Annotated in this window: 15 protein-coding genes and 1 pseudogene; 11 read left to right on the top strand and 5 right to left on the bottom strand. The window is 72.1% G+C overall.

The features are described 5' to 3' along the window. Positions 1-59: 59 nt before the first annotated feature. Both AB0E67_RS07990 and AB0E67_RS07985 read right to left on the bottom strand, forming a co-directional pair. A complete protein-coding gene (locus AB0E67_RS07990; RefSeq protein WP_362023563.1) occupies positions 60-776 on the bottom strand; it encodes a DUF305 domain-containing protein in 717 nt (238 codons plus the stop codon). Positions 777-799: 23 nt separating this feature from the next. Continuing rightward, positions 800-1522, bottom strand: coding sequence for a DUF3105 domain-containing protein (locus tag AB0E67_RS07985; RefSeq protein WP_362022447.1), 723 nt, complete (start codon positions 1520-1522; stop codon positions 800-802). Between the two features lie 243 nt (positions 1523-1765). On the opposite strand from AB0E67_RS07985, the gene glnA reads away from it, so the two are divergent. The 3 genes from glnA to AB0E67_RS07970 all read left to right on the top strand — a co-directional run bounded on the left by glnA (position 1766) and on the right by AB0E67_RS07970 (position 7867). After that, positions 1766-3127 carry a type I glutamate--ammonia ligase gene (gene glnA / locus AB0E67_RS07980; RefSeq protein WP_351521739.1) on the top strand — a complete coding sequence of 454 codons (1362 nt, stop codon included), beginning with the start codon at positions 1766-1768 and terminating at the stop codon, positions 3125-3127. 442 nt (positions 3128-3569) lie between these two features. Further along, entirely contained in the window at positions 3570-4451 is an 882-nt protein-coding gene (locus AB0E67_RS07975) for a putative protein N(5)-glutamine methyltransferase (protein WP_362022443.1), read from the top strand. Between the two features lie 425 nt (positions 4452-4876). Further along, positions 4877-7867 (top strand): bifunctional [glutamine synthetase] adenylyltransferase/[glutamine synthetase]-adenylyl-L-tyrosine phosphorylase, encoded by a 2991-nt coding sequence (locus AB0E67_RS07970; protein ID WP_362022440.1) that lies wholly within the window; start codon positions 4877-4879, stop codon positions 7865-7867. Positions 7868-7947: 80 nt separating this feature from the next. Here the strand turns inward: AB0E67_RS07970 and AB0E67_RS07965 are convergent, their stop codons facing one another. Further along, positions 7948-8586, bottom strand: a complete 639-nt coding sequence (locus AB0E67_RS07965) for a TetR/AcrR family transcriptional regulator C-terminal domain-containing protein (RefSeq protein WP_362022437.1) — start codon at positions 8584-8586, stop codon at positions 7948-7950. A gap of 149 nt (positions 8587-8735) precedes the next feature. On the opposite strand from AB0E67_RS07965, the gene AB0E67_RS07960 reads away from it, so the two are divergent. Continuing rightward, positions 8736-10241: an APC family permease gene (locus AB0E67_RS07960; RefSeq protein ID WP_362022434.1), complete on the top strand. Its 1506-nt coding sequence runs from the start codon at positions 8736-8738 to the stop codon at positions 10239-10241. 12 nt (positions 10242-10253) lie between these two features. Continuing rightward, complete coding sequence (locus AB0E67_RS07955) at positions 10254-11852, top strand: amidohydrolase (RefSeq protein WP_362022431.1); 1599 nt, start codon at positions 10254-10256, stop codon at positions 11850-11852. Positions 11853-11918: 66 nt separating this feature from the next. Here the strand turns inward: AB0E67_RS07955 and AB0E67_RS07950 are convergent, their stop codons facing one another. Then, the gene (locus AB0E67_RS07950; RefSeq protein WP_362022428.1) at positions 11919-12866 is read right to left on the bottom strand and encodes a phosphatase PAP2 family protein; all 948 of its coding nucleotides are present in this window, start codon (positions 12864-12866) and stop codon (positions 11919-11921) included. 97 nt (positions 12867-12963) lie between these two features. Then, complete coding sequence (locus tag AB0E67_RS07945; protein WP_362022425.1) at positions 12964-14037, bottom strand: LacI family DNA-binding transcriptional regulator; 1074 nt, start codon at positions 14035-14037, stop codon at positions 12964-12966. A 472-nt stretch (positions 14038-14509) separates the two neighbouring features. On the opposite strand from AB0E67_RS07945, the gene AB0E67_RS07940 reads away from it, so the two are divergent. From AB0E67_RS07940 to AB0E67_RS07915, 6 genes and pseudogenes are all read left to right on the top strand, one after another. After that, a complete protein-coding gene (locus tag AB0E67_RS07940) occupies positions 14510-15784 on the top strand; it encodes an extracellular solute-binding protein (protein ID WP_362022422.1) in 1275 nt (424 codons plus the stop codon). A 19-nt stretch (positions 15785-15803) separates the two neighbouring features. Continuing rightward, positions 15804-16820 carry a sugar ABC transporter permease gene (locus AB0E67_RS07935; protein ID WP_362022419.1) on the top strand — a complete coding sequence of 339 codons (1017 nt, stop codon included), beginning with the start codon at positions 15804-15806 and terminating at the stop codon, positions 16818-16820. Positions 16821-16927: 107 nt separating this feature from the next. Further along, the gene (locus AB0E67_RS07930; protein ID WP_242433873.1) at positions 16928-17734 is read left to right on the top strand and encodes a carbohydrate ABC transporter permease; all 807 of its coding nucleotides are present in this window, start codon (positions 16928-16930) and stop codon (positions 17732-17734) included. Positions 17735-17813: 79 nt separating this feature from the next. Next, positions 17814-19541 (top strand): glycoside hydrolase family 13 protein, encoded by a 1728-nt coding sequence (locus AB0E67_RS07925; protein WP_362022416.1) that lies wholly within the window; start codon positions 17814-17816, stop codon positions 19539-19541. A gap of 167 nt (positions 19542-19708) precedes the next feature. Then, the gene (locus tag AB0E67_RS07920; protein WP_362023560.1) at positions 19709-20785 is read left to right on the top strand and encodes a LacI family DNA-binding transcriptional regulator; all 1077 of its coding nucleotides are present in this window, start codon (positions 19709-19711) and stop codon (positions 20783-20785) included. Between the two features lie 82 nt (positions 20786-20867). Then, positions 20868-22256, top strand: a pseudogene (locus tag AB0E67_RS07915) (alpha-amylase family protein); the annotation flags it as partial. Positions 22257-22366: the final 110 nt, after the last annotated feature.

Raw genomic sequence — 22366 nt, 5'->3', positions numbered from 1 at the left:
CCGGCGTCGAAGTGTCGTCGCACGGCAGACGGCACGTCGACGCCGGAGCCCGGGGCCGTTCACGACCGGGGCTTCGCCCCGCGCGCCTCCAGCATCGCGGCCATCGCGTCCAGCTCGGACCGCTGGGCCTCCATCATCCCCTGGGCCAGCCGTTTCTCCGCCCCGACCGTGCACAGCCGGACGCAGCCGCGGGCCATGTCGACGCCGCCGCGGTGGTGGTCGGTCATCAGCCGGAGGTAGAGGACCTCGGCGTTTCTGCCGCTCGCCGTGCGGAGCCGGTCCAGTTCGGCCCGGGTGGCCATGCCGGGCATGAGGGAACCGTCGCGGGGCGGGTGTCCCGCCCGTCCCGCGTGCCCGGCGTGCCCCGCGTGTCCCGGGTGGTCGTCCGCCATCCAGGCCATCGGCCCCTGCCCGCCCGGGGCCGTCTTCGGCAGCTCCCACAGGTCCAGCCAGCCGAGCATCATGCCCCGCTGATTGGCCTGCGTGTTGGCGATGTCGTACGCGAGGAGGCGCACCTCCTCGTCCCCGGTGCGGTCGCGCACGAGGAAGGACATCTCCACGGCCTGCTGGTGGTGGACCGCCATGTCCCGGGCGAACCCGGCGTCCGCGGAGTCCTCCCCGGGCACGTGGAGGGCGGCGGGGGAGCGGGTGCCCCTCGCTCCGTCGCCCCTCGCCCTGTCGGCACGGGCCCCGTCGTCCCGGGCGGAGGCGACCGTCGCCGCCCCCGCGAACAGCAGCGCGAGCAGCGCGGCGGAGCCCGCCGCCCGTACTGCCATGCGCCGGTCGCGCCGTACCCCGGTCACGAGGCCCCCAGCCCGCCCGAGCACGTCGCGCCGGGCTCGGGCGTCTGCGGCCCCTGCACGAACGCCGCGAAGAACCGGTCGACCCGCGGGTCGTCGGCGCCGTCCACCGTCAGCTGGTTGCCCCAGGCGGTCAGCATGATCGCGCCGGCCTGGCCCTCGTACGGGCTCATCAGCGAGTAAGGCGTCCTGCCGACCCGCTCGGCGAGCTCGGTGACGTCGGCGTCCGCGGCCCTGTTCGTGTACGTCACCCACACCGCTCCGTGCTCCAGCGAGTGCACGGCGTTCACATCGGGGATCGCCTTCTCGTACACCTCGCCGTCGCAGTTCATCCACACCGGGTTGTGGTCGCCGCCGACCGGGGGCTTCATGGGGTACGCGACGGGCCCGTCGACGTGGTTGCGGGTCAGCTTCGACGCGTCCCACGTCTTCAGCCCCCGGATCGGCCCGTCGGCGGACCCGTTCCGCCCCGGCCGTTCCGGCCCCGGTTCGTTCCGGCCCGCTCCGTTCCGGTCCGGCGCGGGTGCCTTGGCGTCGTCCGCCCGGACGCTCCGCTCGTTCTCCGACGCCTCGGACTCGTTCAGCAGGGTGTACGAGCCGAGCCCGACCAGGCCGACGACGACGAGGACGCTCAGGCCTATGGCCGTGACACGGGTGCGGCGGTCACGCGAGCGGTCGGCGTCGCGCATCTGCTCCGGGCGGGTCCGAGGGTCGAGGCTCATGTCGTCGGGTCCTTCTGCGAGGAAGCGGGAAGGGACGGAAAAGACCGGGGAACCGGCACGCCCCGGGCCGCCGCCGAGCGGCTCCGCCCCACGCGTGCCATGGGCGCAGATCGTAGTGGGTGGCCGGGTGCTCCATCTCACTCCATGTGCGTAATCTGGGTGAAATCCCGGGTCGTGATACTGGAGCTCCTCCCCTACCCCGGGCGGTGGTGCACAGACCGTCTGAACTGCAAGGATGTGGCTATGGACAAGCAGCAGGAATTCGTCCTCAGGACGCTTGAGGAGCGCGACATCCGCTTCGTACGGCTGTGGTTCACCGACGTCCTCGGCTACCTCAAGTCCGTCGCCGTGGCCCCCGCCGAACTGGAACAGGCGTTTGACGAGGGAATCGGCTTCGACGGCTCCGCCATCGAGGGCTTCGCCCGGGTGTACGAGTCCGACATGATCGCCAAACCCGACCCGGGCACGTTCCAGATCCTGCCGTGGCGCGCGGAGGCACCCGGCACGGCCCGGATGTTCTGCGACATCCTGATGCCCGACGGTTCGCCGTCCTTCGCCGATCCGCGCTACGTCCTGAAGCGGATCCTCGCCAAGACCTCCGACCTGGGCTTCACCTTCTACACCCACCCGGAGATCGAGTTCTTCCTGCTGAAGGACAAGCCCGTCGACGGCAGCAGGCCCACCCCCGCCGACAGCTCCGGGTACTTCGACCACACCCCGCAGAACGTCGGCATGGACTTCCGGCGCCAGGCGATCACCATGCTCGAATCCATGGGCATCTCGGTCGAGTTCAGCCACCACGAGGGCGCCCCCGGCCAGCAGGAGATCGACCTGCGGTACGCGGACGCGCTCTCCACCGCCGACAACATCATGACGTTCCGCCTCGTGATGAAGCAGGTCGCGCTGGAGCAGGGCGTGCAGGCGACGTTCATGCCGAAGCCGTTCTCCGAGCACCCCGGTTCGGGCATGCACACGCACCTCTCCCTCTTCGAGGGCGACCGCAACGCCTTCTACGAGTCGGGAGCGGAGTACCAGCTCTCCAAGATCGGCCGTTCGTTCATCGCCGGCCTGCTCAACCACGCCGCGGAGATCTCCGCCGTGACGAACCAGTGGGTCAACTCCTACAAGCGCATCTGGGGCGGCTCCTCCCGCGCCGCGGGCGCCGGCGGCGAGGCCCCCTCGTACATCTGCTGGGGCCACAACAACCGTTCCGCGCTGATCCGCGTCCCGATGTACAAGCCCGGCAAGACCGGTTCGGCCCGCGTCGAGGTCCGCTCCATCGACTCCGGCGCCAATCCGTACCTGACCTACGCGGTCCTGCTCGCCGCGGGCCTCAAGGGCATCGAGGAGGGCTACGAACTCCCGGCCGGCGCCGACGACGACGTCTGGGCGCTGTCCGACGCGGAGCGCCGCGCGATGGGCATCGAGCCGCTGCCGCAGAACCTGGGCGAGGCGATCTCGCTGATGGAGAAGAGCGAACTGGTCGCCGAGACGCTCGGCGAGCACGTCTTCGACTTCTTCCTGCGCAACAAGAAGCAGGAGTGGGAGGAGTACCGCAGCGAGGTCACCGCCTTCGAGCTGAAGAACCTGCTGCCGGTGCTGTAAGAGCTGGTCGGCGCAGTCGCAGCGGCTGTACGTGGCCTTACGACCTGGGGACCGATGGGGAGCGGGCTCGCGCCGCCCTGCGACTCCGCTTGCGACGTTGTCGTCGGTTGTCGATGCGCCGCATCGACTCCCTCCTCCGCCTTGCGATCGAAGCCGCATGACGACGCTCCCTGATCCACTCCCCATCGCTCCCCAGGTCGTTAGGGCCGACGGGTGTCGCACCCTCGGCCCGACGCTTCTTTCGCCGGACGGTGAACCGGGCGAGGGGCGTCGTCGGGCGCCGCCGGTGGGGTAGTGTGACGCCTCCCCGTACGGGACCGACCAAGGAGGTGAGCCCCATCAACGCTGTGTCAGACCGGGTGCTCACTTCGCACGACCGCGTGGCCGACCCGACATAGTCGGCCGCGGAGCGCCCATCGGCTTCCCCGAAAGGCTCCGCCCCATGTCGGTTCACGTTTCGTCGCACGTCGTCTCCTCCATCGCCACCACACTCCGCGCCGTCGGCTGCGTATTCGCCGAGGACGAGGCGGATCTGCTCGTCTCCGCGGCCACCGACCACGCCGGGCTCGTCGCCATGGTCGAACGGCGGGCCGCCGGGCTGCCCCTGGAACACGTCCTCGGCTGGGCCGAGTTCGGCGGCCTCCGGATCGCCGTGGATCCGGGGGTCTTCGTCCCCCGCCGCCGCACCGAGTTCCTGGTCGAACAGGCGGTCGCGCTCGCCGCGCCCGGGGCGGTCGTCGTCGACCTCTGTTGCGGGTCGGGCGCGCTCGGCGCGGCGTTCGCCGCGGCCATGGACGGGATCGAACTGCACGCGGCCGATGTCGAACCCGCCGCCGTGCGCTGCGCCCGCCGCAACATCGGCGACGCGGGACGGGTCCACGAGGGCGACCTCTTCGAACCGCTCCCCGGCGCCCTGCGCGGCCGGGTGGGGATCCTGCTCGCCAACGTTCCGTACGTACCGACGGACGACGTCGAACTGCTCCCTCCTGAAGCCCGCCTCCACGAACCACGCGTGGCGCTCGACGGGGGCGCCGACGGCCTGGACGTGCTGCGGCGGGTCGCCGCCGAGGCCCCGCGCTGGCTCGCCCCCGGCGGGCACCTCCTGGTCGAGACGAGCGAGCGGCAGGTGCCCCGGGCCGAGGAGACCGTCGCCCGCGCCGGTCTGGTCCCGCACGTGGTCACCTGCGACGAGCTGTGCGCCACCGTCGTCATCGCGACCCGGCCGGGCGCCCCTGCCGCGCCCCTCCCTCCCGCGTCCGTGCGCCGGCCGTCGTTCTCCCGCGAGCCGAACGCCGCCCGCTCCGAATCCCCTGGCGCGGGCTGAGGGCTGTCCCGTGCACCGCGGCGGATCAGCGCGCGGCGTCGGAGGCGGTGCGTCGCGGGGCGGAGGGGCGCCCGCATACTGGATGTGCGCGGGCGTTCCGACAACGCGGCGAGCTGCCGCGGCTGTCGTCGGCCGCCAGGGATTCCGGGAGAGCCCTTACGACCTGGGGAGCGATAGGGAGTGGATCAGGGAGCGTCGTCATGCGGCTCCGATTGCGAGGCGGAGGAGGGAGTCGACGCGGCGCATCGACAACCGACGACAACGCCGCAAGCGGAGCCGCAGGGCGGCGCGAGCCCGCTCCCCATCGGTCCCCAGGTCGTTACCGCCTCGCCCCCGATGGTCGGCGGCGTCGCGGCAATCGTGGGCGAGGTCGTTAGGCTCGGAACGCTGGATCGTGTACGGGCGGCGAGCAGGAGAGCACGGAAATGACGACGGCGCCGGGACGCAGAAGCAGTACGTTCACCCGACTGCTGCGGCACGGATTCACCGATCCGTCCGTCGCCGAGCGGCACCTCGACCTGCCCGCGCTGTCGTCCGTGCGCACCGATCCGGTGCTCCTCGACGCCCTCGGCGCCACCGCCGACCCGGACCTCGCGCTGCGCGGGATCGCCCGACTGGTGGAGGCCCAGGACGGGGAGGAGCGGCAGGCCCTGCTGGACACCCTCGTCACCGCCAAGCCGTTGCGCGACCGGCTGCTCGGGGTCCTCGGCGCGTCCGAGGCGCTCGGCGACCATCTGGTCCGCCACCCGCGCGACTGGCACGCGCTCGTCACGTACGAGGCCACCGATCTGCACCCCGGGATCGCCGAGTTCGAGCGGGAGCTGGCCGGGGCCGACGATCCCGACTCGCTGCGCGTCGCCTACCGCCGGTGCCTGCTGGCCATCGCGGCGCGCGACGTGTGCGCGACGACGGACGTCACCGAGACGGCCGCCGAGCTGGCCGACCTGGCCACGGCGACGCTGCGGGCCGCGCTCGCCATCGCCCGTACGGCCGCGCCCGAGGACGACGCCCGGTGCCGGCTCGCCGTCATCGCCATGGGCAAGTGCGGCGGGCACGAGCTGAACTACGTCTCCGACGTCGACGTCATCTTCGTCGCGGAACCGGCCGACGGCGTCGACGAGGGCGTGGCGGTACCGGCCGCCACCCGGCTGGCCGCGCACCTGATGCGGATCTGCTCCGACACGACCGTCGAGGGCACCATCTGGCCCGTCGACGCCAACCTCCGGCCCGAGGGCCGCAACGGGCCCCTCGTACGGACCCTGTCCTCGCACCTGGCGTACTACCAGCGCTGGGCCAAGACCTGGGAGTTCCAGGCGCTCCTGAAGGCCCGGCCGGTGGCCGGGGACCCCGAGCTGGGCGCGGAGTACGTCGAGGCCGTCTCCCCGCTCGTGTGGCAGGCGTCGGAGCGCGAGAACTTCGTCGCCGACGTGCAGAGCATGCGCCGTCGCGTCGTCGACAACATCCCCGCCGACCGCGTGGACCGGGAGATCAAGCTCGGCCCCGGCGGGCTGCGGGACGTCGAGTTCGCCGTGCAGCTGCTCCAGCTGGTGCACGGCCGCAGCGACTCCGCCCTGCGCAGCGGCACGACCCTGGAGGCCCTGCGGGCGCTCGCCGCGGGCGGCTACGTGGGCCGGGTGGACGCCGCGCAGCTCGACGACGCGTACCGCTTCCTGCGCGCCATGGAACACCGCGTCCAGCTCTACCGGCTGCGCCGCACGCATCTGGTCCCGGAGGACGAACCGGACCTGCGGCGGCTCGGACGCTCCCTCGGGATGCGCACGGACCCCATCACCGAGCTCAACCAGACGTGGCGGCGCCACACCTCCGTGGTGCGACGGCTGCACGAGAAGCTCTTCTACCGGCCACTGCTCGACGCCGTCGCCCAGCTCGCCCCCGGCGAGTCCCGGCTCAGCCCCGAGGCGGCCCGGCAGCGGCTCGTAGCCCTCGGGTACGCCGACCCGGCCGCCGCGCTGCGGCATCTGGAGGCGCTGTCCTCCGGGGTGTCCCGCAAGGCCGCCATCCAGCGCACCCTGCTGCCGGTGCTGCTCGGCTGGTTCGCGGACTCCGCCGACCCCGACGCCGGTCTGCTCGGCTTCCGCAAGGTGTCCGACGCCCTCGGCAAGACCCCGTGGTACCTGCGGCTGCTGCGGGACGAGGGCGCGGCGGCGGAGAACCTCGCCCGGGTGCTCTCGGCCGGCCGGCTCGCCCCCGACCTGCTGCTGCGGGCGCCCGAGGCGGTGGCGATCCTCGGCGACCCGCAGGGCCTGCGGCCGCGCGGGCGGACGCACCTGGAGCAGGAGGTGCTGGCCGCCGTGGGGCGGGCGGACGGCGCCGAGTCCGCCGTCACCGCGGTGCGCGGGGTGCGGCGGCGCGAGCTGTTCCGTACCACCGCCGCGGACCTCATCAGCTCGTACGGGACGGAGGAGCGCCCCGCCGAGGAGGATCCCGGCGCCCTCGTCGACCGGGTCGGCGACGCGGTCACCGATCTGACCGCCGCCACGATCGCGGGCGCCCTGCGCGCCGCCGTGCGTGAACAGTGGGGGGACACCCTGCCGACCCGGTTCGCGGTCATCGGCATGGGCCGGTTCGGCGGGCACGAACTCGGCTACGGCTCCGACGCCGACGTGCTGTTCGTCCACGCGCCGCGCGAGGGCGTCGACGAGCAGGAGGCGGCGCGCGCCGCGAACACGGTGGTCGCCGAGATGCGCAGGCTCCTCCAGCTCCCCACCGCCGACCCGCCGTTGCTCATCGACGCGGATCTGCGCCCGGAGGGCAGGAACGGCCCGCTGGTGCGCACGCTCGGGTCGTACGGGGCCTACTACCGGCGCTGGTCGCTGGTCTGGGAGAGCCAGGCGCTGCTGCGGGCCCTGCCGGTGGCGGGCGACGAGCAACTGGGCCGCGAATTCATCGAGTTGATCGATCCGCTGCGCTATCCGATGGAGGGGCTGGGGGAGGACGCGGTCCGGGAGATCCGCCGTCTGAAGGCCCGGATGGAGTCCGAGCGGCTGCCGCGCGGCGCGGACCCGATGCTCCACACCAAGCTGGGGCGCGGCGGGCTGAGCGACGTCGAGTGGACCGTCCAGCTGATGCAGATGCAGCACGGCTGGTCGGAACCGGGGCTGCGGACGACACGGACGCGCGAGGCGCTGGCCGCCGCGTGCGCCGCCGGGCTGATCCCGACCGAGGACGCGCAGACGCTGGACGAGGCGTGGGTGCTGGCGACACGGGTCCGCAACGCGGTGATGCTGGTGCGCGGCCGGCCGGGCGACACGTTCCCCTCCGGCCCGCGCGAACTCACCGCGGTGGGACGGTACCTGGGGTACGAGCCGGGCCACGTCGGGGACATGCTGGACGACTACCGCAGGATCACCCGCCGGGCGCGCGCCGTGATGGAGGAGCGCTTCTACGGGGCGTGAGGCGACCCTGTGCCCCTCCCGGCGGCGCCCGCGGATGCCGTCGGAGGGGCGGCTCCGCGGGCCGTGCGGCGGGGGCCGCGCTACGGGGCGTGAGGCGGGGCCGCCGCGGGCCGGCCCGCGGCCAGCAGCGCGCGGCAGTGTCCGATGAACGCCCCCAGCGCCAGCTCGAACGCCGCGTCCGCCCGGCCGGGTCCCACCGCCGCCAGCGCCCGGGCGAGGCGGGGCGTCGCGCTCTCGTCGGGCAGCTCCCACATCGCCTCGGGAGCCGCCAGGTCCAGGGCCGAACCCAGCACCAGGTTCTCCAGGGCGGTGATCACCGCCATCACCTCGGCCGTGGCGAACCCGACGCCCGTCAGCAGCCGTACCGCGTGCTCGTACTGCTCCAGGACCTTCGGCGCGCGCACGGGGGACGTCGTCAGCAGCGGGATCGTGCGCGGGTGGGCGGCGAACGCGGCGCGGTAGGAGCGGGCCCAGGCCGTCAGTGCCGCGTCCCACGGCTCCACGTCCAGGGTCCCGGAGTCGATCGCCGCGCAGACGCGCTCCCGGACGAGTTCGACGACCCCGGCCCTCCCGTCCACGTGGTGGTAGATCGAACCGGTCTGCACCCCCAGTCGCCGAGCGATCTGCGGGACGCTGAACTCGCCCTGCTCGCCGATGAGTTCGAGCGCCGTGGTGGTGATGCGCTCCCGGTCGAGCAGCGCTGTTCGCGGCCGTCCCATGTCGGGTTCTCCTGAAATTCGTCTGCGCGTGAGTCTGCCGAAAGGTCTTCCCGGATGCCTGTGGGCGAGGTTACATTGCCGAAAACCGAAAGCCTTTAGGTTGTCGGTCACCGGCCCCTGCCCGCCCGTCTCAGAAGGGCTTTCCCCGTATGGACGAAGCGCCCACCCCTGTCGCGCCCACCCTCAGGAGAGGCACGCTCGGCACCGCCGACATCTCCTTCTTCGTCGTCTCGGCCGCCGCCCCGCTCACGGTGATGGCCGGGGTCGCCCCCATCGCCATCCTGCTGGGCGGCATCGGCGCCCCCGTCGGCTATCTGGTGGCCGGCATCACCCTCGCGGTCCTCGCCGTCGGCTTCACCACGATGAGCCGCCACGTCCGCGGCGGCGGCGCGTTCTACGCGTACATCACCCAGGGCCTCGGGCGTCCCGTCGGCATCGCCGCCGCCCTGCTCGCGATGCTCGGCTACAACGGCATGGAGATCGGCGTCTACGGGCTCCTCGGCTCGGCCACCGCCGACACCGCCGAGGCCCTGTGGGGCGTCGACGTCCCCTGGCTGCCGGTGTCCCTCGCCGGACTGCTGCTCATCTGGTACGGCGGCTTCCGCTCCATCGACTTCGGTGCCAAGGTCCTCGGGGTGCTGCTCGTCGCCGAGACCGGCATCCTCGTCCTGCTCGCCGCCGGTGTCCTGCTGGACGGCGGGGCCACCGGACTCTCGCTCGCCTCCTTCGCCCCGGACCATGTCCTCGTGCCCGGCATGGCGGCCGTACTGGCCTGCGCCTTCGCCGCGTTCACCGGCTTCGAGTCCACGGTCATCTACCGGCGCGAGGCGCGCGACCCGGACCGCACCGTCCCGCGCGCCACCTACATCGCCGTCGGCTTCCTCGGCCTCTTCTACTCGTTCGTCGTCTGGATCGTCATCCAGGCGTTCGGCGAAGCCGAGGTCGTCGAGGCGGCCACCAACGACCCGGGCGGGCTGTTCTTCTCCGCCATCACCCACTACGTCGGCGGCTGGGCCGCGGACCTGATGCACGTCCTCATCGTCACCAGCGTGCTCGCCTCGCTGCTCGCCTTCCACAACGCCATCAACCGCTACGGGCTCGCCCTCGCCGAGGAGGGCGTGCTGCCCGCCGCCCTCGGCCGCGTCCACCCCCGGCACCGCTCCCCGTACGTGGCGGGCATCGCCCAGACCGTGCTCGGTGCCGTGGTCGTCATCGGCTTCGCCGCGGCCGGCGCCGACCCGTACGCGCAACTGCTGCTCTGGGTCAACACTCCGGGCATGATCGGGCTGATGGCGCTTCAACTGCTCGCCGCGATCGCCGTACCGCTCTACTTCCGGCGGTTCGCCCACGGAGAGGGCGCGCTGCGCACGGTCGTCGCACCGGTGATCGCCGCCCTCCTGCTCACCGCCGCGATCGTCCTGGTCACGGACCACGTGGAGCTGTTCTCCGGGGCCTCCGCCGGGGTGAACCTGGTGCTCGTCTCGCTGGTGCCCGCGGTCTTCCTGCTCGGCCTCGTGCTTGCCTACCGGCTGCGCCGCACCCGGCCGGAGGTGTACGCGCGGTTCGCGGCCGAACCCCCGGCCCCGGAACCGGCCGTGACCTCTTGTCCGGAGCCGGCCGCAGCCGGCACCCCCGCCCCCACCACCACCGTCTGAAGGAGTTTCCCCGTGCCCGCAGCCGACCTCTTCCTCACCGGGGCCCGCGTCCGCACCCTCGACCCGGACCTGCCCGAGGCCACCGCAGTCGCGGTCAAGGACGGACTGATCACCGCCGTCGGCGACGAGGCCGCGCTGCGCGAGTGGTCCGGCCCCGGCACCGAGCGGATCGACCTCGCCGGGGCCACCCTCACCCCCGGCCTGGTCGACGCGCACAGCCACCCCGTCTGGGGCCTGGAGATGGCCGCCGGGACCGACCTCTCCGCCGTCCGCGACCTCGACGGGCTGCGCTCCGCGCTCGCCTCCGCCGGGCGCACCGACGGCTGGATCCTCGCCTGGGGCCTGGACCACAACGTCTTCGGCGGCGCCCCCGTCGACCGGGCGCTCGTCGAGGACGTCCTCGGGGACGCCCCCGCCTTCATCCGGCTCTACGACGGGCACTCGGCCCTGGTCAACGGCGTCGCCCTGGAGCGCGCCGGGATCACCGGACCCCGCGCCTTCGCCCAGCGCGCCACCGTCGTCTGCGACCCCGGCGGGCGGCCCACCGGCCACCTGGTCGAGCACGCCGCCGTGGACCTGGTGGCCGGGCTGGCGCCCCGGCCCTCGGACGCCGAGCGCCGCGCACGTCTGGTGGAACTCCTCTCCGCGATGGCCGCCACCGGACTCACCGGCGCCCACGCGATGGACCTCGGCGACGGGTCCGTACCCGGCCTGCTGGCCGCCGTGGAGGAGGAGACGGACCTGCCCGTACGGCTCCGGCTGGCGCCCTGGTGCATGCCGGGCGCCGACCGGGAGGCCCTGGACGAACTGGTACGGGTGCAGCGCGAGGCGGGCCGACTCTGGCGGGTCGGCGGCGTGAAGTTCTTCATGGACGGCACCGTCGAGGGCGGCACCGCGTGGCTGGAGCACGCCGACTGCCACGGCGAGAGCACCGAGGCGTTCTGGCCGGACCCGGACGCGTACACCGCCGCCGTCCACCATCTGCACCGCGCGGGGGTGGGCACCGCGACCCACGCCATCGGGGACGCGGCCGTGCGGCACGTGCTGGACACGGTGGAGGCGCTGGGGGAGAGCGGCCGGCTGCGGCACCGCGTCGAGCACATCGAGACCGTGCCGCGCGAACTCGCCGTCCGGTTCGCCTCGCTCGGGGTCATCGCCTCGATGCAGCCCACGCACACCGCGTACACCCGTGCCGACCACACCGACGAATGGTCCAAGCGGCTCGGGGAGGAGCGGGCCGGGCGGGCCTGGCGCTGCCGCGACCTGCGGGACGCCGGGGCGTACCTCGCGCTCGGCTCGGACTGGCCGATCGCCCCCTACGACGTGCGCCAGGTACTGGCCACGGCCCGGCTGCGACGGCTGCCCGGGGCGTACGACACGGAACCGGTCACCGCCGAGCAGGCGCTGACCGGACTGATGGCGCTGGAGGGCTGCACCTCGCACGCGGCCGTCGCCGCCGGGGAACAGCGGGTCGCGGGGCGGATCGCCCCGGGCCACCGGGCCGATCTCACCGCGCTCGGCGTGGACCCGGTGGAAGCCCCGGCGGACGAGCTGGGGGAGGCGCCCGTGCGGCTCACGGTCTGCGGAGGGCGCGTGGCGCACCGGGGGTGAGGGGCCCTGCCCCGGCGTTCCGGCCCCGCGTTCCGGCCCCGGCTTCCGCTCCGGGCAGGCCCGGAGTCAGGCCGCGGGCGGGAACGCCGGCCGGGGCACCCCGGCCCCGGCCCGCACCGCCCGGGGGAGGCGGTGCGGCAGCGACCCGTACCAGACGTACGAGACCGCGAAGCCGAAGGCCAGGCACAGCAGACCGCCCAGCGCGTCCAGCCAGAAGTGGTTGGCGGTCGCCACGATCACGACCAGGGTGGCCGTCGGGTACAGCAGCCCCAGGATCCGGGCCCAGGGCGCGGAGACGAGCGCGAAGACGGTCAGGCCGCACCAGAGCGACCACCCGATGTGCATCGAGGGCATGGCCGCGTACTGGTTCGACATGTTCTTGAAGTTGCCCGAGGCCATCGAACCCCAGGTGTGGTGGACCAGGACGGTGTCGATGAAGTGGCCGCCCGTCATGAGGCGGGGCGGCGCCAGCGGGAACAGGTAGTAGCCCAGCAGAGCCACGGCCGTGGTCGCGAACAGGGTCAGCCTGGCCGCCGCGTAACGGCCCGGGTGACGGCGGAACAGCCACACCAGGACGCCGAGGGTCACGACGAAGTGCAGGGTCGCGTAGTAGTAGTTCATCGACACGATCAGCCATGTCACGGAGTTCACCGTGTGGTTGACGGTCTGCTCGACGGCGATCCCCAGGTGCTTCTCGACCGACCAGATCCAGTCGGCGTTGCGCAGCGCCTGGGTCTTCTGCTCCGGAACGGCGTTGCGCACCAGGGAGTAGACCCAGTAACTGACCGCGATCAGCAGCACTTCGAACCAGAGGCGCGGACGGCGCGGGGAGCGTGCCCGCACGAGCGCCATCCGGCGCCGGGTGCGCGTGTACGGGGGACGTGGCTCTGCCGGGCCGGACTCCTGCTGCCCGGTGTCCCGCTCCGCGGTCACGGTGCGGGCCGCCCCGCCCACGGTGGGTGACGGGGTGGCATCCGGTCGGGTCTCCTGTGATGTCACGCGCGATTCACCCATAGGCACAGAGTCTGCCAGAAATGATTCCCCACCCGATCATCTTCCCATCGGTGGGGAGATGCCCCTGCCGGGGCCGACGGGCGTGGGCGAACCGGGGTCAGGGGCGGTCGGGCGCCGCCGGTACGGCCCCGGCGGACGGCGTCGCGGAGGGGGCCGGTCCGGGACCCGCCGCCGTCGAGCCGCGGACCACCAGCTCGGGCATGAAGACGAACTCGCTGTGCGGGGCCGGTGTGCCGCCGATCTCCTCCAGGAGCGTGCGCACGGCGGCCTGGCCCATCGCCGTCACCGGCTGACGGATCGTGGTCAGCGGCGGGTCGGTGAACGCTATGAGCGGCGAGTCGTCGAAACCGACCACCGACAGATCGCGCGGCACCTCCAGCGACAGCCGGCGGGCGGCGCGGATCGCGCCGAGCGCCATCATGTCGCTCGCGCACACCACCGCCGTGCACCCCCGCCCGATCAGCGCCGACGCGGCGGCCTGCCCGCCCTCCAGGGTGAACAGCGAGTGCTGGATCAGCTCCTCCGTCTCGTCGGGCCCGGCCCCCAACTGCTCCCGCATGACGGCACGGAAACCCTCGATCTTGCGCAGCACCGGCACGAACCGCTTCGGGCCGACGGCAAGCCCGATCCGCTGATGCCCCAGCGACACCAGATGCGTCACCGCGAGCCGCATCGCCGCCCGGTCGTCCGGTGAGATGAACGGCGCCCGCACCTCGGGGGAGAAGCCGTTGACCAGGACGAACGGGACGCCCTTGGCGCGCAGTTGCTCGTAGCGCCGCATGTCGGCCGAGGTGTCCGCGTGCAGCCCGGAGACGAAGATGATGCCGGACACCCCGCGTTCGACGAGCATCTCGGTCAGCTCGTCCTCGGTGGAACCGCCCGGGGTCTGGGTCGCCAGCACCGGGGTGTAGCCCTGCCGGGTCAGCGCCTGGCCGATGATCTGGGCCAGCGCCGGGAAGATGGGGTTCTCCAGCTCGGGCGTGATCAGCCCGACCAGTCCCGCGCTGCGCCTGCGCAGCCGCACGGGGCGTTCGTAGCCGAGGACGTCGAGCGCGGCCAGAACGGATTCGCGGGTGGCCGCCGCAACACCGGGCTTGCCGTTCAGCACGCGGCTGACCGTCGCTTCGCTGACCCCCGCCTGAGTTGCGATATCGGCAAGCCGTGCGGTCATGGAAGTGGACTGTACCGGGCGTATGTCGGATTGCCCACCATCGGCCGGAGTTGGACACCCGCGCCCGGCCGGGCCCCGGGGGACCCCGCGCGGGCCGGTCCCGTCCCCCTGCTCCGGCGGTACGAGGACACCTCGCCCCACGGCGTCCGGGACCGCGCCCGCACGCTGTCCGGCCTGCCGGACGCGTCTGTTCCGGCAGGCATCGCAGAAAGATCTTGCAAGGGCTTGCGGCCCCCTGTCCGGCGCCCGGTCGGGCCGTCGAATCGTGACGATCGCGTGCGGTGGGCCGTCTCTGCAGGGTTTTCCGCCTCTCGTCAAGAGGCTTGACGGCAACCGTGAGGACACGCGAATGTAACGATCGTCAGTCGTTGCAGAAATATCCTGCAAGCTCTTTCGGTCCTCTTTCATCCTTGTTACGTTCCACGTCGACCCGGCGCCGCGACGGAGCGGTACGGCAGTTGAAGGAGTTCAGATGCGACGTGGCATAACGGCCACCGCCCTGGTCGCGGCCCTGGCGCTCGCGGCGACCGCCTGCGGCAGCGATGACGAGAACGGCGGCACGGGCAAGGGCTCGGGCGAGCTGTCCGGCACGGTGACGTGGTGGGACACCTCCACCGCGGGCAGCGAGGACAAGGTCTTCAAGAAGCTCGCCGAGGACTTCACCAAGGAACACCCGAAGGTCCGCGTCAACTACGTCAACGTGCCCTTCGGTGAGGCGCAGAACAAGTTCAAGAACGCGGCCCAGTCCGGCTCCGGTGCCCCCGACGTCATCCGCTCCGAGGTCGCCTGGACGCCCGAGTTCGCCGACCTCGGCTACCTCGCCCCGCTCGACGGCACCCCCGCGCTGAACAAGCCGGACGACTTCCTGAAGCAGGCCGCCGCGTCCACGAAGTACAAGGACAAGACGTACGCGGTGCCGCAGGTCATCGACTCCATGGGTGTCTTCTACAACAAGAAGATCTTCAAGGAGGCGGGGGTCGAGGTCCCCAAGACCGTCGACGAACTCAAGAGCGTCGCCAAGAAGATCAAGGACAAGACCGGCAAGACGGGCATGTACCTGCGCGGTGACGACGCGTACTGGTTCCTGTCCTTCCTGTACGGCGAGGGCGGCGACATGGTGGACGCCGGGAACAACACCGTCACCATCGACAACGCCCAGGGCGTCAAGGCGATGAAGGTCGTCAAGGACCTCGTCGACTCCGGTGCGGCCAAGACGGACGCCACGGACGGCTGGGAGAACATGCAGGCGTCCTTCAAGGACGGCAAGGTCGCCATGATCATCAACGGCCCGTGGGCCGTCGCCGACACCTACGCCGGCAAGGAGTTCAAGGACAAGACCAACCTGGGCGTCGCCCCGGTCCCGGCCGGCTCCGTTGCGCAGGGCGCCCCGCAGGGCGGCCACAACCTGGCCGTCTACGCCGGCTCCAAGAACCTCGACGCCTCCTACGCGTTCGTCGAGTACATGACCTCCGCCGAGACCCAGGCCAAGGTCACCAAGGAGCTGAGCCTCCTGCCGACCCGCACCTCCGCCTACGGCATGAAGGACGTCGTCGACAACGAGATCGTCGGCTTCTTCAAGCCCGTCGTCGAGACCGCCGTCGAGCGGCCCTGGATCCCCGAGACCGGCAGCCTCTTCGCGCCGCTCGTCACCGAGTACACCAAGGTCCTCACCGGCCAGACCACGCCGGAGAAGGGCGTGAAGACCACCGGCGACTCCTACCGCAAGCTCCTCAAGGGCTGGAAGTAACAGGAAGGCAGGCCGGCTGATGGCTGTCCACACCGGCCAGTCGGTGGCGAAGGCCGCGGGCGACGTCGTCGTCCGCGGCCGGAGCCGCGGCACTGGCAACCCCCCGCCGCCGAGCAGGCTCCGGCGGGCGCTGTCGACCCACTGGTACGCCTGGGCCATGGTCGCCCCGGTCGTCGTCGTGATCGGCGTCATCATCGGCTACCCGCTGGTCCGCGGGATCTACCTGTCGATGACCGACGCCGACGAACGCAACGTCGCACGCTCCATCGGCGTCAACCACATGCCCGCCACGTACGAGTTCGTCGGCCTGGACAACTACGCCGACGCGCTCACGGGCGAGCAGTTCCTCGGCACGCTCGGGTGGACCCTGGTGTGGACGGTCTCCTGCGTGGCCATCACCTTCGCCCTCGGACTGACCCTCGCCAACATCCTCAACCGCAGGATCGCCGGACGCTCCGCGTACCGGATGGCGCTCATCCTGCCCTGGGCCATCCCCGGATTCGTCTCCGTCTTCGCCTGGCGGTTCCTCTACAACGAGGACCGCGGGCTGCTCAACAAGATCCTCTCCGGCGCCGGGTTCGACGGCATACCCTGGCTGAACGACCCCGGCTGGGCGAAGCTCTCCGTCATCGCCGTCAACGTCTGGCTCGGCGTGCCGTTCATGATGGTCGCCCTGCTCGGCGGGCTGCAGTCGATCCCCGCCGAGCACTACGAGGCCGCCGAGATGGACGGCGCCACCGCCTGGCAGCGCTTCCGCCACATCACCCTGCCCGGGCTGCGGCCGGTCTCCACCACGGTGGTCCTGCTCTCCACCATCTGGACCTTCAACATGTTCCCGGTGATCTTCCTGCTGACCCGCGGCGGACCCGGCGAGGCCACGCAGATCCTGGTCACCCAGGCGTACAAGTTCTCCTTCGAGATCAGCCCGCGCGACTACGCGCAGTCCTCCACCTGGGGCGTGCTGATCCTCGTGCTCCTGCTGCTCTTCGCCGCCGTGTACCGGCGCGTCCTCCGCACCCAGGGAGACGACTGGTGACCACCGCCCCCGCCCCCGCGAACCCCGCTCCGGCGACGAGCGCCCGCGCGACGACCGCCGCACGCCGCCCCGCCCGCAAGCCCCGGCCGCGCGGCGAGCGCGCGCCGATCGCCTCCGTCGGACTGCACCTCACGCTCCTCGTCGCGTCCGTCATCGCCGTCTTCCCCGTGCTGTGGGTCCTGCTCACCTCGCTGAAGCCGGCCGCGTACGCGACCACCACCGACTTCTTCAAAGAGACGACGTTCGAGAACTACACGAACCTGATCCGGGACACGAAGTTCCTCACCTGGTTCGGCAACTCCCTGCTCATCGCGGGACTCACCACGCTCCTCGGCGTCATCGTCTCCGCCTCCACCGGCTACGCCGTCAGCCGCTTCCGCTTCCCCGGCAAGCGCGGACTGATGTGGACGCTGCTGGTCACCCAGATGTTCCCGGTCGCCGTCCTCATCGTGCCGATCTACAACATCATGTCCGGCATGGGCCTGCTGAACCAGCCCGCCGGCCTCGTCATCACCTACCTCACCATCTCGGTGCCGTTCTGCGCCTGGATGATGAAGGGCTTCTTCGACACCATCCCGCGCGAGATCGACGAGTCCGGGCAGGTCGACGGCCTCACCCCGTTCGGCACCTTCTGGCGGCTCGTGCTGCCGCTCGCCAAGCCCGGCCTCGCCGTCACCGCGTTCTACTCCTTCATCACCGCGTGGGGCGAGGTGGCGTACGCCTCCGCCTTCATGGTCGGCGAGGACAACCTCACCCTCGCGGGCGGCCTCCAGCTGTTCGTCAACCAGTACGGGGCCCAGTGGGGAGCGATGACCGCCGCGTCCGTGCTCATCGCGATCCCCGCCGCCCTGGTCTTCCTCTTCGTCCAGCGCCATCTGGTCACCGGCATGTCCGCCGGAGCCGTAAAGGGCTGACCGGCCTACCACGTCACCGCGTCCGCCGGCACCCCACCCGGTCCCGGCGGCGCACCCACCCCGACACCCCAGGGACGACATGACCCAGCACCTCACTGCCCCCTCCACCGGCCCGTCCGCCGACGCTCCGGCCCACCAGAACGGCTGGTGGCAGGACGCGGTGATCTACCAGGTCTACCCACGGAGCTTCGCCGACGGCAACGGTGACGGCATGGGCGACCTCGCGGGCGTACGCGGCAAGCTCCCGTACCTCAAGGACCTCGGCGTCGACGCGGTCTGGCTCAGCCCCTTCTACGCCTCCCCGCAGGCCGACGCCGGCTACGACGTCTCCGACTACCGCGCCATCGACCCCATGTTCGGCACCCTGCTGGACGCCGACGCGCTGATCCGGGACGCCCACGAACTGGGTCTGCGGATCATCGTGGACCTGGTGCCCAACCACTCCTCCGACCGGCACGACTGGTTCCGGCGCGCCCTCGCCGAGGGTCCCGGCTCCGCGCTGCGCGACCGCTACCACTTCCGCCCCGGAAAGGGTGAGCAGGGCGAACTCCCGCCCAACGACTGGGAGTCCGTCTTCGGCGGCCCCGCCTGGACCCGGACCACGAACCCGGACGGCACCCCGGGCGACTGGTACCTCCACCTCTTCGCGCCCGAGCAGCCCGACTTCAACTGGGAACACCCGGCCGTCGCCGACGAGTTCCGCTCGATCCTGCGCTTCTGGCTCGACATGGGCGTCGACGGCTTCCGGGTCGACGTCGCCCACGGCCTCGTCAAGGCCCCCGGACTGCCCGACATCGGCAGCCGCGACCAGCTCAAGCTGCTCGGCAACGACGTCATGCCGTTCTTCGACCAGGACGGCGTCCACGAGATCTACCGCTCCTGGCGCACCATCCTCGACGAGTACCCCGTGAAGAAGGGGCCCGAAGGGCCTTCGTCGGAAGGGCGGTGGTGGGCGACGGGCGGACGGATCCTGGTCGCCGAGGCGTGGACCCCCACCGTCGAACGCACCGCCCACTACGTGCGCCCCGACGAGATGCACCAGGCGTTCAACTTCCAGTACCTGACCACCGACTGGGACGCCGCCGCCCTGCGCGAGGTCATCGACACCTCGCTCGCCGCCATGCGCCCCGTCGGCGCCCCCGCCACCTGGGTGCTCTCCAATCACGACGTGACCCGGCACGCCACCCGGTTCGCCAACCCGCCCGGCCTCGGCACCCAGATCCGCACCCCCGGCGACCGCGAACTCGGCCTGCGCCGGGCCCGCGCCGCCACCCTGCTGATGCTGGCACTGCCCGGCTCCGCCTACGTCTACCAGGGCGAGGAACTCGGCCTGCCCGACGTCACCGACCTGCCCGACGAGGTCCGCCAGGACCCGTCGTTCTTCCGCGCGGAGGGCCAGGACGGCTTCCGCGACGGCTGCCGGGTGCCGATCCCGTGGACCCGCGACGGCGACTCGTACGGCTTCGGCAGCGGCGGCAGCTGGCTGCCCCAGCCCGACGGCTGGGGCGAGCTGAGCGTCGAGGCGCAGACCGGCGTCACCGGCTCCACCCTGGAGCTGTACCGGGCCGCGATCGCCGCCCGCCGGGCCCACCCCGGGCTCGGCGCCGGTGCCTCGGTGGAATGGCTCCAGGCCCCCGAGGGACTGCTGATCCTCGCCCGTCCCGGCTTCGTCTGCACCGTCAACACCACGGACCGCCCGGTCCGCATCCCGGTGCGCGGCAGCGTCCTGCTGTCCAGCTCCCCGGTCGTCACCGACGGCGCCGAGATCGACCTGCCCGCCGACACCACGGTGTGGTGGACGGTGTGACGACCCCCCTGGCCAGGGCCTCTCGTCCGGATCAGGCCGGATCGGGGAGCGGGGACCGGAGCGTGCGGCCGCAAGGCGGAGAAAGGAGCCCACGCGGCGCGGACGGGGTCTCCCCCAGGTCGAGCGAAGCCGAGACCTTGGGAAAAACCGACGACAACGCCGCAGATGTGCGTGCCAGTCCCCGCGAGCCCGGCAAGGTCCGGAAGGGAGGCCCCGGGACCGGCGGTGCGCCGAGACTCTCGGACATCGCCGGACGGGCGGCGGTCAGCGAGGCCACCGTCAGCCGGGTGCTCAACGGGAAGCCCGGCGTCGCGGACACCACCCGTCGGCGGGTGCTCGCGGCGCTGGACGTCCTGGGCTACGAACACCCCGCGCGGCCGCGGCAGCGCAGCGCCGGGCTGATCGGACTGGTGACGCCCGAACTCACCAACCCGATCTTCCCGGCGTTCGCGCAGTCCGTGGAACAGGTCCTGGCCGGACACGGCTACACCCCGGTGCTCTGCACCCAGATGCCCGGCGGCGCCACCGAGGACGAACTCGTCGAGCAGCTCGTCGAACGCGGCGTCGACGGGATCGTCTTCCTCTCCGGGCTGCACGCCGACCTCTCGGCCGACCCGGCCCGCTACGCCGCGCTCGTCGACCGAGGCGTCCCGTTCGTCCTGATCAACGGCTACAACGAACGGATCAGCGCCCCGTTCGTCTCGCCCGACGACGTCGCGGCCGTGCGGATGGCCGTCGGCCACCTCGCCGATCTGGGCCACCGCAGGGTCGGCCTGGCCATCGGTCCGCAGCGCTACGTACCGGCCCGCCGCAAGCGCGACGGCTTCGTCAAGGCCGCCGCCGACCTCCTCGGCATGGACCGTGCCGAGGCCGAACTCCTCGTCTGCACCACCCTGTTCAGCGTCGAGGGCGGCCAGGTGGCCGCGGGCGCGCTGCTCGACCGGGGATGCACGGGCATCGTCTGCGGCAGCGACCTGATGGCGCTCGGCGTGGTGCGCGCCGCCCGGGACCGCGGGCTCCACGTGCCGCGCGACGTGTCGGTGGTGGGCTTCGACGACTCGCAGCTGATCGCGTTCACCGACCCGCCGCTGACGACGGTGCGCCAGCCCGTGCGCGCGATGGCGGGGGCGGCGGTGAGCGCCCTGCTGGAGGAGATCGGCGGCAGCCCGGTGCAGCGCACGGAGTACGTGTTCCAGCCGGATCTGGTGGTACGGGGGTCGACCGCCGCGGTCGGCCCGGCCTGAGTTCCGGCCTTCGTTCCGGCCGGGGCCCTTGATCCCGCACCCGGCACCGTGACCCGCATTTCTCCCCGCAACAGGAGGAAACATGGCACGTACAGCACTGCGCGGACCCCTGTCCGCGGCGCTCGCCCTGGCGGCGGGCGCCACCGTCCTCATGGCCCCCGCCGGCACCGCCGAGGCGTCCGCGCCCGGCGACAAGGACGTCACCGCCGTTCTCTTCGAGTGGAAGTTCGACTCCGTCGCCCGGGCGTGCAAGGAGTCCCTGGGCCCGGCCGGCTACGGCCACGTACAGGTCTCACCGCCCCAGGAACACATCCGGGGCGACCAGTGGTGGACCTCGTACCAGCCCGTCGGCTACCGGATAGCCGGGCGGCTCGGCGACCGCGCCTCCTTCGCCGCCATGGTGAGCGCCTGCCACGAAGCGGGCGTCGGCGTCGTCGTGGACTCCGTCATCAACCACATGGCGGCGGGCTCCGGCTCCGGCACCGGAGGCACCTCGTACACGAAGTACGACTACCCCGGCCTGTACTCCGCGCCCGACATGGACGACTGCACCGCGCCGGTCACCGACTACCGGGACCGGGCGAACGTCCAGAACTGCGAACTCGTCGGCCTCGCCGACCTGGACACCGGCGAGGAGTACGTCCGCGGCACGATCGCCCGCTATCTCGACGACCTGCGCTCGCTCGGCGTCGACGGCTTCCGCATCGACGCGGCCAAGCACATGCCCGCCGCCGACCTGGCGGCCATCAAGTCCCGGCTGAGCGACCCGGACGTCTACTGGAAACAGGAGGTCATACACGGGGCGGGGGAGGCCGTCCAGCCCGAGGAGTACGCCGGCAACGGGGACGTCCAGGAGTTCCGCTACGCACGCGGCCTCAAGCGGGTCCTCACCGGCGAGAAGCTCGCGTATCTGAAGAACTACGGCGAGGGCTGGGCCTTCATGCCCTCGTCGACGGCCGCGGTCTTCGTCGACAACCACGACACCGAACGCGGCGGCGACACGCTCAGCTACAAGGACGGCGCCGCGTACACCCTCGCCCATGTCTTCATGCTGGCCTGGCCGTACGGCTCGCCCGACGTCCACTCCGGGTACGAGTGGTCCGACAAGGACGCCGGGCCGCCGGGCGGCGGTACGGTGAACGCCTGTTACCGCGACGGCTGGAAGTGCCAGCACGCCTGGCCGGAGATCTCCTCCATGGTCGCCCTCCGCAACACCGCGCGCGGCGAGCCCGTCACCGACTGGTGGGACGACGGCGGCAACCGGATCGCGTTCGGCCGCGGCGCCCGGGCGTACGTCGCGATCAACCACGAGGGTTCCCCGCTCACCCGCACCTTCCAGACCTCGCTTCCCGCCGGTGACTACTGCGACGTCCAGTCCGGCAGGCGCGTCACCGTGGACTCCTCCGGCCGCTTCACCGCCACGCTCGGCGCCGACACGGCCGTCGCCCTGCACGTGGGCGCCCGCACCTGCGGCGACTGACCCGGCCGACCGGTCCGGGGCGCCCCGCACACCCGGGCGCCCCGGACCGGCGCGCGCCGCCGACGGGGCCCCGCCCCGTCCCCCGATTCCCACAGCACACG

Origin of the sequence: Streptomyces sp. NPDC032161 (genome assembly GCF_040636995.1) — a bacterium.
GTDB lineage: Bacteria > Actinomycetota > Actinomycetes > Streptomycetales > Streptomycetaceae > Streptomyces.
Note: the sequence above shows the minus strand (reverse complement) of the source record. Positions and strands in the feature narration are given on the sequence as shown.